Annotated in this window: 14 protein-coding genes; 8 read left to right on the top strand and 6 right to left on the bottom strand. The window is 61.2% G+C overall.

Annotation, left to right across the window (positions count from 1 at the left end; genetic code table 11):
• Positions 1-152: 152 nt before the first annotated feature.
• Complete coding sequence (locus tag ACWHVV_RS10940; protein ID WP_447926266.1) at positions 153-2,045, bottom strand: TRAP transporter permease; 1,893 nt, start codon at positions 2,043-2,045, stop codon at positions 153-155.
• A gap of 103 nt (positions 2,046-2,148) precedes the next feature.
• Positions 2,149-3,150: a TAXI family TRAP transporter solute-binding subunit gene (locus tag ACWHVV_RS10935; RefSeq protein ID WP_447926265.1), complete on the bottom strand. Its 1,002-nt coding sequence runs from the start codon at positions 3,148-3,150 to the stop codon at positions 2,149-2,151.
• Between the two features lie 312 nt (positions 3,151-3,462).
• Here ACWHVV_RS10935 and dapA point away from each other — a divergent pair, with 312 nt between their 5' ends.
• The 5 genes from dapA to ACWHVV_RS10910 are packed head-to-tail and all read left to right on the top strand — an operon-like array spanning position 3,463 to position 8,379.
• Positions 3,463-4,338, top strand: a complete 876-nt coding sequence (gene dapA / locus ACWHVV_RS10930; RefSeq protein WP_447926264.1) for a 4-hydroxy-tetrahydrodipicolinate synthase — start codon at positions 3,463-3,465, stop codon at positions 4,336-4,338.
• Complete coding sequence (locus ACWHVV_RS10925; protein ID WP_447926263.1) at positions 4,338-5,612, top strand: four-carbon acid sugar kinase family protein; 1,275 nt, start codon at positions 4,338-4,340, stop codon at positions 5,610-5,612. Before dapA ends, ACWHVV_RS10925 begins: the two co-directional genes overlap by 1 nt.
• Positions 5,613-5,646: 34 nt before the next feature.
• Complete coding sequence (pdxA, locus tag ACWHVV_RS10920; RefSeq protein ID WP_447926262.1) at positions 5,647-6,678, top strand: 4-hydroxythreonine-4-phosphate dehydrogenase PdxA; 1,032 nt, start codon at positions 5,647-5,649, stop codon at positions 6,676-6,678.
• Positions 6,678-7,568: an NAD(P)-dependent oxidoreductase gene (locus ACWHVV_RS10915; protein WP_447926261.1), complete on the top strand. Its 891-nt coding sequence runs from the start codon at positions 6,678-6,680 to the stop codon at positions 7,566-7,568. The genes pdxA and ACWHVV_RS10915 overlap by 1 nt, the downstream gene beginning before the upstream one ends.
• Positions 7,569-7,608: 40 nt before the next feature.
• Positions 7,609-8,379, top strand: a complete 771-nt coding sequence (locus tag ACWHVV_RS10910; RefSeq protein ID WP_447926260.1) for a DeoR/GlpR family DNA-binding transcription regulator — start codon at positions 7,609-7,611, stop codon at positions 8,377-8,379.
• A 118-nt stretch (positions 8,380-8,497) separates the two neighbouring features.
• Here the strand turns inward: ACWHVV_RS10910 and epmB are convergent, their stop codons facing one another.
• The gene (gene epmB, locus ACWHVV_RS10905) at positions 8,498-9,529 is read right to left on the bottom strand and encodes an EF-P beta-lysylation protein EpmB (protein ID WP_447926259.1); all 1,032 of its coding nucleotides are present in this window, start codon (positions 9,527-9,529) and stop codon (positions 8,498-8,500) included.
• A gap of 115 nt (positions 9,530-9,644) precedes the next feature.
• Between epmB and efp the strand changes: the two genes are divergently transcribed.
• Together efp and epmA are read left to right on the top strand one after the other, a co-directional pair.
• On the top strand, positions 9,645-10,211 hold the full coding sequence (gene efp, locus ACWHVV_RS10900) for an elongation factor P (RefSeq protein WP_263584362.1): 567 nt from the start codon (positions 9,645-9,647) through the stop codon (positions 10,209-10,211).
• 80 nt (positions 10,212-10,291) lie between these two features.
• Positions 10,292-11,272: an EF-P lysine aminoacylase EpmA gene (gene epmA, locus ACWHVV_RS10895; protein ID WP_447926258.1), complete on the top strand. Its 981-nt coding sequence runs from the start codon at positions 10,292-10,294 to the stop codon at positions 11,270-11,272.
• Between the two features lie 7 nt (positions 11,273-11,279).
• Here epmA and ACWHVV_RS10890 read toward each other — a convergent pair whose 3' ends face one another.
• Positions 11,280-12,827 carry a DHA2 family efflux MFS transporter permease subunit gene (locus ACWHVV_RS10890; protein WP_447926257.1) on the bottom strand — a complete coding sequence of 516 codons (1,548 nt, stop codon included), beginning with the start codon at positions 12,825-12,827 and terminating at the stop codon, positions 11,280-11,282.
• Positions 12,824-13,984, bottom strand: coding sequence for an HlyD family secretion protein (locus ACWHVV_RS10885; RefSeq protein ID WP_447926256.1), 1,161 nt, complete (start codon positions 13,982-13,984; stop codon positions 12,824-12,826). Before ACWHVV_RS10885 ends, ACWHVV_RS10890 begins: the two co-directional genes overlap by 4 nt.
• A 133-nt stretch (positions 13,985-14,117) precedes the next feature.
• On the opposite strand from ACWHVV_RS10885, the gene ACWHVV_RS10880 reads away from it, so the two are divergent.
• The gene (locus ACWHVV_RS10880) at positions 14,118-14,777 is read left to right on the top strand and encodes a TetR/AcrR family transcriptional regulator (protein ID WP_447893583.1); all 660 of its coding nucleotides are present in this window, start codon (positions 14,118-14,120) and stop codon (positions 14,775-14,777) included.
• On the opposite strand, the gene asd is transcribed toward ACWHVV_RS10880, so the two are convergent.
• Entirely contained in the window at positions 14,755-15,621 is an 867-nt protein-coding gene (asd, locus tag ACWHVV_RS10875) for an archaetidylserine decarboxylase (protein ID WP_447926255.1), read from the bottom strand. The two genes, ACWHVV_RS10880 and asd, sit on opposite strands and share 23 nt — an antisense overlap.
• Between the last annotated feature and the right edge of the window lie 23 nt (positions 15,622-15,644).

Genomic DNA, 15,644 nt, shown 5'->3' with positions numbered 1-15,644 from the left:
AGGGTCTCATGGAAACGAATCGTTTGTGTCAGTGTAGATAAATCGACGCATTCAGCGAGAAGGCTCTGGCAACGACGGCTGCCCATAAAAAAACTCCGCCGTGGCGGAGCTTGTAATGGCTGGATACATCGAGCGGGAAAACCGGGCGTAGGCTAAGCGCTTACCGGCACCAAGCGCGGGCGCAGGGTGAAACACCAAAGCAGCAGCGCCACGGCGCCCGCCACGCTGATACTCCAGACCGACGAGAGCGTCGGTGACAAAATCAACGCCAGGCTGATCGCCAGGAAGATCCCCCGTTCAAGCCAGGAGAGCTTGCCGTTCATCCAGCCCATCAGGAACACCGCCCAGCAGAACGTAGCTAGCAGCATGCCTACGGCACCGACGAAAATTTCCAGCCCCGTGCCTTGCCACAGTACGTGCGGGTCGTTGATGAAGCCGAAGGGCACGAGGAAGATCACCAACGAATAGGCGAAGGCCAGAAGCCCTGTCTTGTTGGCATCGGAGCGGGCGATACCGGCAGCGGCGTAGGAGCAAAGCGCCACCGGCGGCGTGACCATCGAGAGCACGCAGTAGTAAAGCACGAACAGATTCGCCGCTAGACGATCCACGCCCAGGTCCATCAGCGCGGGCACGAAGACCAGCGAGCCGATGATGTAGGCCGCCACCGTGGGCAAGCCCATGCCCATGATGATACAGCCCAGAATGACCAGCAGCAGCGAAAGATAGAGCTGCCCCGTGCCAGCATCCGACAAAAGGCTCACGAAATTGAGCGCCAGGTTCGACTGGGTGGCCACCACCATGACGATACCCACCGCCGCTAGCGGCGCCGATATCCACGCCATCTGCTTGGCCGCGTCCAGCACGGCGTCGAAGAGCTTGCGCGGGTCATAGTGGGTCGACTTACGTAGAAACGGCACCACCAGCGCCGTGACCGTGCCCACCAGCGCCGCATAAGGCGCGGAGTAGCCGATGATCAGACAGGCGATCATGGCGACGGGAGAGGCCAGCAGATGCGCGCGGGGCATGACGGGGTCGATATCGAGAAGCTCCGAAGGCACGTTGCCGATGCCGTAGCGCCGGGCGCGCAGGTCGACGATCACATAGAGCGCGAAATAGAACGCCGCTGAAGGAATCAGCGCCGCCGCCGCAATGGTGCCGTAGGGAATACCGAGAAGATCCGCCATGACGAAGGCGGCCACCCCCATGATGGGCGGCATGAGCTGTCCACCGGTAGAGGCGATGGCTTCCGTCGCGGCGGCCTGGTCCTTCGAGTAGCCGGCGCGGCCCATGATCGGGATGGTCAGTGCCCCGGTCGAGGTGGTGTTGGCGATGGCCGAGCCCGAGACCATGCCGAACAGTGCCGAGCCGACCAGCGACATCTTGGCCGCGCCGCCTTTCAGTCGGGCGGTCATACGCATGGCCAGGTCGATGAACAGCGCACCGCCGCCGGTCAGGGTAAAGACCGTGCCGAACAACACGAAGTAGAACACGAAGTTGATTGCCGCCGTCGCGGTGACGCCGAAGATACCGTCGGTCTTCATGCTGATCAGTTCGGTCATCGTCGACAGCGAGAAGCCGGGGAACGCCATCCACCCCGGAAAGTAGGGGCCCAGGTAGGCGTAGGCGAGAAAGCCCAGCACCACGACGAGAAGCGACCAGCCCACGGCGCGCCGGACTGCTTCGAAGATCAGGATCAAGCCCGCAATATGCAGGAAGATATCGAGGGTGAGGACCGGATCGATCATTTCGAGGTGGCGCTCGAGACGTCTCATTTCACTTTGATAGACCCACACGAAGGCGATCGACATCGCAATGCCGCCAAGATCGATCACGCGGCCCAGCCAGCGCATCAGCCCCGACTGCCAGTTCAGCGGATTGAAGGCAAAGACCAGCGCCACGGCCATGTAGACGTGAAACGACACCGCCGCGAGCGGCGATGCCGGGTCGAAGAAGTGCCGCAATAGATAGGCGACGTAGGTAAAGGAGAGCCCTATCTGGATGACGCGCAGTAGCATCGAAAAGGAGAGCAGGTCGGACGGTTTCAAGACACGTACCCCGAAATTGATGGCCGTATTGATGACCGCGCGCCGCCGCAAGTCTTTGCGGCGGCGCCACGAAGTTTAAAAGTGATGGCTCCCGGGTCGGCGCTTACTCGATCCAGCCGCGCTCGCGGTAGTAGCGGGCGGCACCCGGGTGCAGGTCGAGCACCGCCTGGTCGGCTTGAGCGCCGGCTTCCGGATCCCAGCCGGCCAGCGGCGGGAAAGAATCGGCGAGCCGATCACGTGCTTCCACCATGGCCTTGGTAACCTGGTAGGCGACGTCGTCATCCATTTCGGCGCTGACGATCAGGATGGTCGGCGTGTTGGAGGTGGCGTAGTCGCCCTCCATGCCCTCGTAACTGCCTTCAGGAAGGGTAATACGCGGCACGCCTACCTCGGTCATATGATCGAGCACGTCGTCGGACATGGGCGCGAAGAAGAGGTCGGTGGTCAGCGCCAGCTCCTGCATGGTGGCCTGGCCAAGCGGGGCGTTCTCGATATAAACGTCCGCGGTGCCGTCGCGCATCATTTGCGCAATCTGGGCGGTGCTGATCTGGTTGATAGCGCCCCGGTCGCGCATCTCGTCGAGGCTGGTGCCGAGGGCTTCGAACATGTGGTCGGCAAGGATCGGCACCTGCGACCCTGTGGGCTTGAGCACGAAGCTCGGCGGGTTGTCGGCGTTGACCATTTCTTCGAAGGTCTGCTGGCCGGTGCGCTCTACATAGGCACGGCGGGCGACCACGGTGGTGTAGGCCGCCTGCAGGCCGCCGACCAGCGTGCGCAGGTTTTCCGCGGCGCGACCTTCGAACTCTTCGCCGATGCCATCGCGGGCCCAGAGGGCGGCGTTGGCGGTAGCGAAGCCCAGGTCGGCGGAGCCTTGACCCACGGCCAGTGGGTTCATCATGCCGCCGCCGCGGGGCAAAACGTCGGCATTTAGATCAAGCTCGCCTTCGGACTGATTGATGATCTTGCCCACCTCCGAGCCGTAGGCGTACCAGCCGGTACCCGGGTCCTGGGAGATGATGCGCACCGTGGCGTCCTGGGCCCACGCGGTCATGGGAAGGAGTAGCGAGGAGGCGAAAAGTGCTCCGAGTGATTTACGTACCGTCATAGTGATCTCCGGTTTTTTTATTGTGATGTGCATTAAAGAATGAGAGCGGTATTGAAGGCCAGATAGCGGACACAGCCTGACCTTTAATGACTATAAAATGATCGTAACGATCAATTTATGCATTTACACTTTTGTCTTATATACCAAAGTTTGCTTTTAATTAAATATATTAAAATCAAATTTTTATATGTTTTTAGAACGAAATAGCTAATGATTTTGAGTATAGAAACTTGCAGTTTTTTATCGAATCGATCATTTTTGTGATCGTTTTGATCGAAATGCGTGTTCATATTCGTTAAGGAAGCCAGCCCCATGACGCTATTTAAAGGCATCATCCCCGCGCTCATTACTCCCATGAACGACCAGCAGGCCGTTGATGAACCCGCGCTGCGTAGCCTGGTAGATATTCTGATCGAAAAGGGCGTTCACGGGCTCTTCGCGCTGGGCACGAACGGGGAGTTTTTTGCTTTAACGGATGATGAAAAGCTCAAGGTGGCCCAAATAGTCGTCGACCAGGCGGCAGGCCGCGTGCCGGTCATCGCAGGCACCGGTGGATTTACGACACGGGGTGTCATCGAGCTGAACGCGCGTATGGCGCAGGTAGGTATCGATGCCTGTTCGATTATCACCCCGTATTTCAATGCCGTTTCACAGCGTGAGTTGATCGCCCACTACACGGCGATCGACAAAGAAGCCGCCTTGCCCTTCATGCTCTACAACATTCCGGCCAAGACCGGCGGCACGATCGCCATCGATACCGTGGCGGAGCTTTCGCACCTGCCGATGGTGCAGGGCATTAAGGATAGTGGAGGCGATTTCGACCGGTTAACGCAGTTGATCGGTTTGAAGCGTGATGATTTTGCGGTCTTTACGGGCACGGATTCGCTCATCCTTTGGGGGCTTTTGGCCGGAGCGGACGGCGCGGTAGCCGCTACGACCAATGCCGTGCCGGACGTCGTCATGACGATCTATAACGCTTATCAGGCAGGAGACATGGACACCGCCCGGCAGGCCCAGGAAAAACTGCGCGTGCTGCGCAACGCCTTCGGTATGGCGACCATGCCGGTGGTGCTAAAGGCAGCCGCCGAGCTTTTAGGCATGCCCGCGGGGCCAACACGCGCGCCGGCGCTGCCATTGACTCATCAGGAGCGTCAGCGTCTCGACGAACTGCTACAGGTGTACCGTTAATGGCGGGACAGGTTTCGTCAGCGCAGCCACATGAGATCCGGCTGGCCATTTTAGCGGACGATCTATCCGGTGCGGCGGACTGTGCGGTGAGCTACGCCAGGAGGAATCTACCCACCTCGATCGAGCTTGCCCAAACCGATCGGCCCCAGAGCCAAGTCCTGGTGGTGGATACCGACTCGCGCCATTTGCCGTCCGCTCAGGCAGCTTCTGTATGTCTCGAGGCCTGGCGACGAGTCGCTGCACCGCAGCTCAAGCTTTACAAAAAGATCGACTCCACCCTTCGCGGTAACTGGGTCGAAGAGGTCGCCGCACTCATACCCGATGTCGGCATGGCAATCGTCGCGCCTGCAATGCCCGCCATGCAACGCGTAACACGTGACGGCCGGCAGTACATCGATCAGACGCCGGTCGAAAAGAGCGAGGTATGGCGCAACGAACAGCGTGCTGGCAAGGCTGACATCGTTTGGATGCTCGCCCAGCAAAAGATTAAAACCGCCCACCTGACGCTCGCCGCCCTGCGCGATTGCTCGCTGAACGTACTGATCGATTGGCTCGTTGCGCAGCAGGAAAACGGTGTAGAGGCGCTCGTGTGCGATGCGCAAACCAGTGGCGACCTTGACCGCATCGCCCAGGCAAGCCAGTCCCTTGAAAGGGTGTTTTGGGTCGGCTCGGCGGGCCTTTCCCAAGCCTTGAGCGCATATGTGACCAGCGAAGCGCCCGTCACCGTGCCAGTGCGCGTTAACGGACCAGTACTCACGGTCGTGGGGAGCATGTCGCCCATCTCCCATCGCCAGATCGATCATCTGGCCGAGCAGGCCAACGGCGCGCTTGCCGTATTTAGAGTGGATATCCATGCGTTACTGAATTCCCCAACGCCGCCCGAGGCGATACTCATGGCGCAAATGGCGCTCGGTCGGGGCGAGGACGTGCTGGTAACGCTTGCTCAGCAAACACCGGATCCCTCCATCAACGGCTACGCGCTATCGAGTCGTTTGGCGCACTATCTGGGACCCCAGCTCGATGGTTTGGGCGGGCTGGTCGCCACGGGAGGCGAGACGGCGAAAGCGCTTTTAAGCGCCGCTGGCATCGATCGGTTGCGCCTCGTAGATGAGCTCGAACCCGGCGTGGTGCTATCGCTGGGCCCGAGTGGCTTGCCCGTGGTGACCAAAGCTGGCGGTTTTGGTGAGACTTCCTCGCTCTACCAGGCTTGGCGCTATTTGGTGCAGCAGCGTGATGGCGATTCTTTCGTCGACGAATCACGCACCCTCGATTGACGCACAGAACTACTTACTTCGGAGTCCAACAACGATGAGCTACCTTCCAGTTGTAGGTATCACCATGGGGGATGCCGCAGGCATTGGCCCCGAGGTCATCATGAAAGCGCTTGCCCACGACAGTGTCTACCAAAGCTGCCGTCCGCTGGTGATTGGCGATGCAGGGCGGTTGAAAAAGGCGGGTAATATCGTCGGCAGCCAGCTTGAACTTAACGTTATCGAGCGTGTAGAAGAGGCCAGGTTTAGTACGGGGACGCTCGATTGTATCGATCTGGCGTTGATCCCCGAGGAATTACCTTACGGTGAAGTATCACCGGTGGCCGGTAACGCCGCCTACCAATTCATTGCGCGAACCGTCGAACTCACCCACGGCGGTATGCTCGACGCCATCTGCACCGCGCCGCTCAATAAAGAAGCGCTGCATGCCGGCGGCCATATCTTTCCGGGTCATACCGAAATGCTGGCACACCTGACCGGTATCGACGAAGTCTCGATGATGCTGGTGACGCCCAATCTGCGCGTTATTCACGTAACGACCCATATGGGGCTCATCGATGCGATCAATCGAATCGAGCCGGGGCTTGTGACCCGCACTATCGAACGCGCCCACGAAACACTGGTGCGTGCCGGTATCGATAACCCGCGTATCGGCGTCTGTGGAATCAATCCTCACGCAGGTGAGAATGGCCTGTTCGGTTATGGCGAAGAGGAAGAGAAAATCGTGCCGGCTATCGAAACGCTTGCCGCGCGGGGTTGGGACGTTCAAGGGCCTCTCCCTGCCGATACGCTGTTTTTCCGAGCCGGGCGAGGTGATTTCGACGTGGTCGTTGCGATGTATCACGACCAGGGCCATGGCCCGGTAAAAGTGATGGGGCTCGAAGCCGGGGTCAACGTGACGGTGGGCTTGCCGGTGATCCGCACCTCGGTGGATCACGGTACGGCCTTCGATATTGCCGGCCAAGGCATCGCCGACGAGCGAAGCCTGCTCGAAGCGTTGAAACAAGCAATCGATCTTGCCAATCGCCGTGAGAAGTCGGGCCAGCCGACCATAAAGGAGAATGTCTAATGAAACGTATCGGTTTTATCGGTTTAGGGCTCATGGGGGCCAATATCGCTCGTAATATCCTGCAGGGCGGCTACGCCATGACACTCTTTGACCCAAACCATGACAACATGGCGCCGCTTTTGGAGCAGGGTGGCGAAGCGGCCGATTCTCCCAAGGCAGTCGCCGAGCGCTCGGATATCGTCTTTATCTGCGTACCCGGTGCGCCTCAGGTCGAGGCGACGGTCGAGGGGGAGCAGGGGCTGGCGCAGGGTGCTCACGAAGGCTTGATCATCGTGGACTGCTCTACTTCGGCACCCACGCTGACCCAGCGGTTAAACGAAAGCCTGGCGGCCAAGGGTGTTACGTTTATCGATGCGGCACTGGGCGGCACGCCCACTCAGGCCGAAACCGGTGAGCTGCAGGCGATTGTGGGTGCCGATGATGCCACACTCGAAGCCGTGCGCCCGGTGCTCGCCTGCTGGGCAAGCAAAATCCTTCACGTTGGCCCAGCGGGTGCCGGCCATACCATGAAGCTTTTGAACCAATTTTTGGCCATGGGCTATGGCGCTATCTATTCGGAGGCACTGACCATTGGCGCGAAGGCCGGTGTGACCCCTGAAGTGTTCGATAGCGTCATTCGTGGTAGCCGGATGGATAGCGGCTTCTACCAGACGTTTTTTCAATACGTGCTGGAGCGCGACCGCAATGCTCATCGGTTCTCGCTTGCCAACGCGGGCAAGGACATCCGCTATGTAGCGAACCTGGCCGACGACTTGAATGTACAGGCAGGGGTCGCCCACGCGATCGAAGCGCTTTATGCAAGCGCTCTCGACGAAGGAGCCGGCGATAATTTTGTTCCCGAGCTTTCCGATATCGTCGCCAAGCGCCACGGCGTCTCTTTTTCATCGTAATAGCCAACCCCGCGTTTTCCCGGTGCTGGCAGGAGAGGTCATGAAAGTTACTAATCGCCGAAAAGCCATGCTGGAGGCCGTGCATAATGGTATGACCGATGTCGAAACGCTTTGTGAGCGTTTCAATATTTCCGAGGCCACGGTGCGGCGAGATCTTTCCGCTTTGGCCGACGACGGACATATCGTACGTACCTACGGCGGGGCTGCGGCGGTGGTAGGCAGACGCGAGCCAGAGCTATCGTTGACTCAGCGCCAGCACGAGCGTGGCGATGTGAAAGCGCGTTTGGCGGCGGCCGCGTTGGCGCATATCGAAGACGGCGACTCGGTGCTGCTCGACGGTGGCTCCACTACCGCCGAGCTCGCCACGCTACTGGGCAAGCGCCGGGGGCTGCACGTTTTTACCAATAACCTGGCCGCGTTGCCGGCGCTTGCAGCTATCAAGGATTGCCGCGTTACGCTGCTCGGCGGAGATTTGCGTCCAGCCAGTATGACGACGTATGGCGTTGCTGCTCAGGCCGCTCTCGAAAGGCTTTCAGTCGATAAGCTCTTTATGAGTGCCGATGGCGTGGTGGCGGATCTAGGGCTTTGTGAGGCGAGCGCCGAGCAGGCTTACCTGAAAGAAATGATGATGCGCCGCGCCTTGAAAGTGGTCGTGATCGCCGATTCCAGTAAGCTTGGCAACCCGAGCCAGCAGCACTGGACGCCCATGCTAAGCCACTGGACTCTAATCACCGATAATCAAGCGAGTGACGATCGCCTCGAGGCGTTCAAGCGGCGCCGTGGGGTCACGCTCGAGGCGATTGAAGTCTAAAGAGGCGGCAGGAAAATCGCATCAGGCGCGTTCGAGCGAGCCTGATGCGGCGCTTGCGTTGATTTAAAGCGGAAATCGACCGCTGGCCTGGACGGGTTTCGCTTTGAATATCAATCTCTCAAAGCGGCGTCTTGCTCGCCTCGCCGGGGATTTCGCGCACCAGCCGGGGCATCAAAAAGCCGGGCAGGTGGTGGCGTAGTGCATCGACCAGCCCACGTGCCTCGTGATCCGGTACGTCGAAGTGCGCCGCGCCCTGTACCGGGTCCAGTACGTGCAGGTAGTAGGGCAGTATACCGGCCTCGAACAGCCGTTCGGAAAGCGTGGCGAGGGCTTCGACGCTGTCATTCACACTGCGCAGTAGCACGCTCTGATTCAAAAGCGTCACCCCGGCCTGTTTTAAACGCCTACAGGCATCGATGACGGCCTGGTCGATTTCGTTGGCGTGGTTGATGTGCAGCACCACGACCTTTTGCAGGCGCGTTTGACCTAGCCAGCCGAGCAGTGCGTCATCCACGCGGTCGGGGATCACTACGGGTAGGCGGGTGTGGATGCGCAGGCGCTTGAGGTGCGGTATGGCGTCGAGCTCGGCCGCAAGCCAGGCAAGCTGGCGGTCGCTTGCCGCCAGCGGGTCACCGCCGGATAAAATCGCCTCCTGGATGCTCGTATCGCGGCGTAAATAGTCGAGTGTGTCCTGCCACTGCGCGCGCGACGGCGCGTTGTCGCTGTAGGGGAAGTGGCGGCGAAAGCAGTAGCGGCAGTTCACCGCGCAGGTCGGGCTTGCGATCAAGAGCACGCGCCCGGCGTATTTGTGAATGAGCCCCTTGACGGGGCGGTGCTCGGCCTCCTTGAGCGGGTCGAACACGAACCCCTGGGGCGTGAGCACTTCGTCACCCAGCGGCAATACCTGCTTGAGCAGCGGGTCATCTAGCGTATGCGGGGCGATGCGCGACAGATACGCTTCGGGCACGCGCACTTCGAAAAGGGCGTGGCCGGCGCGGGCGCCGCCGAGCAACGCAGGCTCCAGGCCAAGGCGTGTCAACAACGTTTGGGGGTCGCGAATAGCCCCGGAAAGCTGACGCTGCCAGCTCGGCGGGGCGCTTGCCGGCGCGTCGCCTTCGTTAACGGCGGCAATCATCATGTTCTCCTGCAAAAAAGCCCTCCTTCGGGTTATCATGCGCGCACTCGATAAAAGCGCTATTCATAAAGGCGCTTCATCACAGCGTTTATCACCTGCTTTATTCAGCAACTGATTAGTGAGAGGCATTATGGCGAACTATTCTACCAACGAATTCAAGGGCGGTTTGAAAGTAATGCTCGACGGCGACCCGTGTTCGATCGTCGATAACGAGCTGGTCAAGCCAGGCAAAGGGCAGGCCTTCAACCGCGTGAAGCTGCGTAACCTGATGACCGGCCGTGTCTGGGAGCGTACGTTCAAGTCCGGCGAGTCGTTGGAAGGCGCCGATGTCATGGAACTCGAGATGGAGTATCTCTATACCGACGGTGACATGTGGCACTTCATGAAAACCGACGGCTCCTTCGAGCAGTACGCGGTCGAGAAGAAAGCCCTGGGTGACACCGCCAAGTGGCTAAAAGAGCAGGTAGCTTATACCGTTACCTTGTGGAACGACAAAGCCATTGCCGTCTCGGCCCCGAATTTCATCGAGCTGGAAGTGGTAGAAACCGACCCGGGCCTTAAGGGCGACACCGCCCAGGGTGGCTCCAAGCCGGCAACGCTTTCATCCGGTGCGGTGGTACGCGTGCCGCTGTTCATCAACCAGGGGGAAGTGTTAAAAGTAGATACCCGCTCTGGTGAGTACGTCTCCCGCGCGTGATTCCTGGGCAGCCGCTTGGCTGTCGCGTCCCGAATGGTTCAAGCCACGCTCACGCGTGGCTTTTTAGATCGAGGAAGGCAATGTCGCCCACCTGGCGCCCCAATGCCGATATGGCAACCCTGATCGAGCGTGCCCGCCTGCTGGCCCGGGTGCGCGCCTTTTTTGCCGCCCGCCAGGTGCTGGAAGTAGAAACGCCGGTGCTGGGCCAGGGCGGCAGTACCGATGTGCACCTGGCATCCCTTGCCACCAAAGCGCGTACCGACAAGGGACAGCGAATGCTTTGGCTGCAAACCTCGCCGGAATTTCACATGAAGCGGCTGCTGGCTGCGGACAGCGGGCCGATTTTTCAGCTTGCGAAGAGCTTTCGCGACAACGAGGTGGGTCGACGCCACAACATCGAGTTCACCATGCTCGAGTGGTACCGCCCCGGCTTTTCCCTCGACGCGCTGATCGATGAAACCGCGGAACTCGTGGACGCGATAATGCCCGGGGCGGGCCAAAAGGTCGTGCGCTACCGCTACCGGGAGCTTTTTCACACCCATCTTACCGTGGACCCGTTCACGACCTCGCTCGAGGTGCTCAAACGTCTGGCCGGGCAGCGCGCCCACATGCCGCTGGAAAGCCTAGCTCGCGAAAGCCGCGAAACCTGTCTCGATCTATTGATGAGTACGGTCATCGAGCCCGCGCTTGGCAAAGGGGAGCTCAGCCTGGTGGTGGACTACCCGGCAAGCCAGGCCGCGCTTGCCAAGCGCCACCAGGACGATGACGGCCAGTGGCTGGCCTCGCGCTTCGAGCTTTATCTTGACGGCATCGAGCTTGCCAACGGCTACGACGAGCTGACCGATGCCAGCGAGCAGCGCGCGCGCTTCGAGGCGGATAACGCCGAACGCGCGCGGCTGAACCTGCCCCAGGTGGCGATCGACGAGCGTTTGCTGGCGGCCCTTGAGCACGGCATGCCGGAAGGCGCCGGGGTGGCGCTGGGGGTCGACCGGTTGATTCAGCTGGCGCTTGGCAAGTCGCGCCTTGAAGACGTGCTGGCCTTCGCGACGCCCAACTGCTGATGCCTTGTCAGGCCTTGATACGCTTGAGCAAAAACACCAGCGGCACCGTGGCGATGTAGATAAGCCCAAGCCAGGTGAAAATGTCGTTGAAGGCGAGCACCTGGGCCTGCTGGGCCACCCGCTGGGCGATGAGCCCGACGGCGGCCTGGTGGGCGTCGGCCACCGAGCCACTCAGCATCGCCTCGTATTTAGCGATCTCCGCCACCACCACCTCGCGGCCAGTGTCGATCGCCGGAATCAGCTGGTTCCAGTGAAAATCCTCGCGAATATCGCGCACCGTATCGAGCAGCGCCAGGCCCATGGCGCCGCCCAGGTTGCGCATCACGTTGAAAAGCCCGCTGGCATTACCCACCTCGCTGGGCGCAAGCGTGCCCAGGGCGATGCGTGAGGCCGGGATGATGCACATGATCAGCCCCATGCCGCGCACGATCTGAGGAACGCAGAACTGCCAGAAGCCGGACTCCACGGTGAGGTTGGCGTTCATCATCGTGCCCACGCCCACCAGCAAGAACCCCACAAACAGCATGACTCTCAGGTCGAGATGGTTGGTCGCCTTGCCCACCAGCGGGGCGCAAAAGAACATGGTCAGCCCCGTGACGAACATCACCTGGCCGATCTGCAGGCTCGAGTAGCCGCGCACATAGCCGAAAAACAGCGGCATGATGTAGACCAGCCCGTAAAGCGCGATGCCGATGATAAACCCCATGCCCGCGCCGATGGCGAAGTTGCGGTTGGCGAAGGCGCGCAGGTCGACAATCGGGTGGGCGCTTTTCAGCGTGCGAACGAAAAACCCGACCCCGGTGGTCAAACACAGCAGGCTGAAAAGGGTGATTTCCTGGCTTGCGAACCAGTCCTCGCCCGGGCCTTCTTCCAGCACGAACTCCAGCGAGCCCAGAAATAGCGCCATGAGCGTCAGGCCGATGATATCCAGCCGGCGTGCTAGCGCGTGGTTGGGTTTATCGATATCCAGAAAGCTCCACGCCGCCCAGCACACCAATATGCCGGGAATCACGTTGGCCAGAAACAGCCAGTGCCAGCCTTGGGTTTCGGTGATATAGCCGCCCACGGTAGGACCGATCGACGGCGCCATGGTGACCACCATGCCAATCACCGCCTGCACGCTGCCCATCACCCGCCGGGGGAAGATCGAGAAGCTGATCGCCTGGGTAACGGGAATCATCGCCCCGCCCATAAAGCCCTGAAGGGCGCGCAGCACGATCAACTGCTCGATGGAGTTGGCCATGGCGCAGCCCAGACTCGCCAGGGTAAAGCCCGCGCAGGAGAGGGTGAAAACGCCCCGGGTGGAGAGAATGCGCATCAGCATACCCGAGAGCGGAATCATCACGATCTCGGCCACCAGATAGGCGGTCTGCACCCAGGAGATTTGGTCCTGGCTTGCCGAAAGCCCGGATTGGATCTCGTTGAGCGAGCTGGCCACGATCTGGATATCCAGAATGGCCATGAACATGCCGAACACCGCCGCGATAAAACCGATGCGCTGCGGCCAGGGCGGCATGTCGCTCACGCCCGCCGCAGGGCTTGGGGTCTGGCTCATAGCGGCGCGGGATCAGCGTCAGCGGTATTGGCCGGCCCTTCCTGCGCCGGGTCGAGTTCGCGAGTGTCGATATCGGGAACCGCGGACAGGCCCGCGCGCAGAAGCCTCATGGACTCATTAGGGCCGGTGACGCGAATTCTGACCGGCACCCGCTGGACGATCTTGTTGAAGTTGCCGGTGGCGTTGTCCTGGGGCAGCAGGCTGAACTCGGTGCCGGTGGCGGGGGAGAGGCTTTCGACCACGCCGCTGAACGTCGTGTTGGGGTAAGCGTCGAGATGGACGGCCACCGGCTGCCCCAGGCGAATGCGCTCGAGCTGGGTTTCCTTGTAGTTGGCGGTGATGTAGGCCGAGTCGAGGGGGACGAGCTGCATGAGCGTCAGCGACGGCTGCGCGAGTGTACCGGCCTCGACGCGTAAATTACCAATGACGCCGTCCCGCGGCGCGGTCACTCGCGTTTTATCCAGCTGGTGCTGGGCGTAAGCTAAATCCGCCGCCGCCGCTTGCTGGTTGGCCTCGGCGCGGGTTACGTCGCTTTCGGCCACCGCCAGCTGGCGCTGGGCGGACACTACGGCGGCGCGCTGAGTGGCCAGGTGGGCCTCGGCTACGCGCAGCGCGCTCTGGTCATCTTCGCTTTGCTGGCGCGAGCCGTAGTTGTTGGCGGCAAGTGATTGCGAGCGCTGCACGTGCTGGCGGGTGCGGTCGACATCCGCCTGGGCCGCATCGACCTGGCTGGTGGCCTGGTTGATGCCCGCCTGCTGGAGTGCCACCTGGCGCTGGGCCTGGGTGAAGGAGGCCGCCGCGACCGCTTGCTGGGCCCGAGCTTGTTCGAGCTGGTCGCGGTAGCTGGCGTCGTCGAGCTGAATGAGCAGGTCGCCGCGTTTGACGGCCTGGTTCTCATCCACGGCGACATCGATCACCCGCGCCGCAAGCTCGGCGCGGACGGCGACGCTATCGGTGCGCACATAGGCATTGTCCGTGGATTCGATGAACCGGCCCACCTGCCACCAGCCCAACGCCCACCAGGCGAGTAGCGCCAACAGGATAACGGCGATTACCGCCAAAAGTAGCTTACGGCCCGTCTTTTTGGCCGGTGCCGGCTCATCGAGGGCGTTGACTGAAGGTTCAAGAGGCGCGTTTTGCTGTTCACCGCTGGCCATGGGGATTCCTCGCCGGGTCGCATCCGGCATTGAGCTGGTCACAAAATCTGCCTATAGTGTAATGAAGGTTACACTACATAGCTATCCCGGCGTTGACGAAAGGTACGAAACGCCGATGAGCCCTGGAGGGGCAATGGTTCAAAAATCCACAGCGCAGAGCAGCACGGCTGAAACGCCTCTCACTTCCCGGGGCGTGGCGCGCCGGGAGCGGCTTTTGGATGCCGCCCGGGACGTTTTTTTGGAGCAGGGCTACGCCGGGGCCAGCGTCAACGATGTAGTCGCCCGCGCCGGCGGCTCATTGGCCACGCTTTATAAGCAGTTCGGCAATAAAGAGGGGCTCTTTACCGCGGCGATGGAGCGCCATATCGAAACCGCCTGGGCGGTGCTGGAAGAGGGGCGCCGGGACCGTCAGGCGCCAGGGCAGGTACTGTTCGAGCTGGGCCGGCGCATGCTGATGCTGGTGTTCGACCCGGGGGTTATTCGTCTGGTGCGCGGTCTGGCCTTCGAGGCCGAGCGCGCCCCGGAGCTTGGCGAGCTTTTCTTGACCCGCGGCCCGGACCAGACCCGCCAGGCACTCGCCCGCTACTTGAGCGACCAGGTGGCCAGCGAAACCCTCGAGCTTGAAAACCCCCGGGAAGCGGCGGGGATCTTCATGGGCATGTTGATGGGGGAGTGGCACGTGGATGCGCTACTGGGCCGAGACCTGGCGCTGGACGAGGCCCAGTGCAGCGCCCGAGCCCGGCGCTGCGTCACGATCTTTTTGGCCGGCGTTACGCGGGCCCCGGCGTCGTGACGGGCGAAGGTTCATAGCGGCCAAGCGGCTGGCCCATCTGCACCTTGGTTTCCGGCGGGTAGTCGCCGAAGGCGACCGGGTTTTCAAAGCACATCACCACCGTCGAGCCCAGTTTGAAAAGCCCCATCTCCTCACCGCGCGCAAGCGTGACGGGGCGCTCGAAGCGGGTGCGCTGAGGCGTGCCCGCCAGCGGCGTGATTTGACCGGCCCACACGGTTTCGATGGCGGCGACCACCATGGCGCCGACCAGCACCATGGCAAACGCGCCCTCGGGGCTATCGAAAATGCACACCAGCCGCTCGTTGCGGGCGAATAGGTTCGGCACGTAGCGGGCGGTGGCCTGGTTGACCGAAAAGATACGCCCCGGCACGTAGATCATTTCGCGCAGCGTGCCGGTAGCGGGCATGTGCACCCGGTGGTAGTCACTCGGTGAGAGGTACACCGTGGCGAAGCTGCCGCCAGCGAATTCGGCGGCCAGCGCCGCGTCGCCCCCCAGCAGCGTCTGCGCCGAGTAGCGGTGGCCCTTGGCCTGAATCAGCTGGCCCTCTTCGATCACACCGTGGCGCGAAAGCGCGCCGTCCGCCGGGCTCAAAAGGCCCTCGCCCAGCGGTCGGGCATCCGCCTTCAAGGCGCGGGTGAAAAATGCGTTGAAGTGTTTGTACGCGGTGGGGTCGGGCTCCAGCGCCTCGCGCATATCCACGCCGAAGCGTTTGATGAACGCCTTGATCAGCATGTTTTTGAGCCACGGCACGTCGCTTTGCGCAAACCAGCCGGTCAAGCGCGAAATGCCGTGATGGGGCAGCGGGTACTGAATCAGTGAAAAAGCTTTTTGAAATAGCGACACGTTGGTTACTTTTGGTCAAGGAA

The organism is Vreelandella sp. EE27 (genome assembly GCF_968206495.1).
Note: the sequence above shows the minus strand (reverse complement) of the source record. Positions and strands in the feature narration are given on the sequence as shown.

Coding starts and splice junctions, on each gene's coding strand:
- ACWHVV_RS10935 (WP_447926265.1), bottom strand. CDS start 3,150: ATGACGGTACGTAAATCACTCGGAGCACTTTTCGCCTCCTCGCTACTC.
- dapA (WP_447926264.1), top strand. CDS start 3,463: ATGACGCTATTTAAAGGCATCATCCCCGCGCTCATTACTCCCATGAAC.
- ACWHVV_RS10925 (WP_447926263.1), top strand. CDS start 4,338: ATGGCGGGACAGGTTTCGTCAGCGCAGCCACATGAGATCCGGCTGGCC.
- pdxA (WP_447926262.1), top strand. CDS start 5,647: ATGAGCTACCTTCCAGTTGTAGGTATCACCATGGGGGATGCCGCAGGC.
- ACWHVV_RS10915 (WP_447926261.1), top strand. CDS start 6,678: ATGAAACGTATCGGTTTTATCGGTTTAGGGCTCATGGGGGCCAATATC.
- ACWHVV_RS10910 (WP_447926260.1), top strand. CDS start 7,609: ATGAAAGTTACTAATCGCCGAAAAGCCATGCTGGAGGCCGTGCATAAT.
- efp (WP_263584362.1), top strand. CDS start 9,645: ATGGCGAACTATTCTACCAACGAATTCAAGGGCGGTTTGAAAGTAATG.
- epmA (WP_447926258.1), top strand. CDS start 10,292: ATGTCGCCCACCTGGCGCCCCAATGCCGATATGGCAACCCTGATCGAG.
- ACWHVV_RS10890 (WP_447926257.1), bottom strand. CDS start 12,827: ATGAGCCAGACCCCAAGCCCTGCGGCGGGCGTGAGCGACATGCCGCCC.
- ACWHVV_RS10885 (WP_447926256.1), bottom strand. CDS start 13,984: ATGGCCAGCGGTGAACAGCAAAACGCGCCTCTTGAACCTTCAGTCAAC.
- ACWHVV_RS10880 (WP_447893583.1), top strand. CDS start 14,118: ATGGTTCAAAAATCCACAGCGCAGAGCAGCACGGCTGAAACGCCTCTC.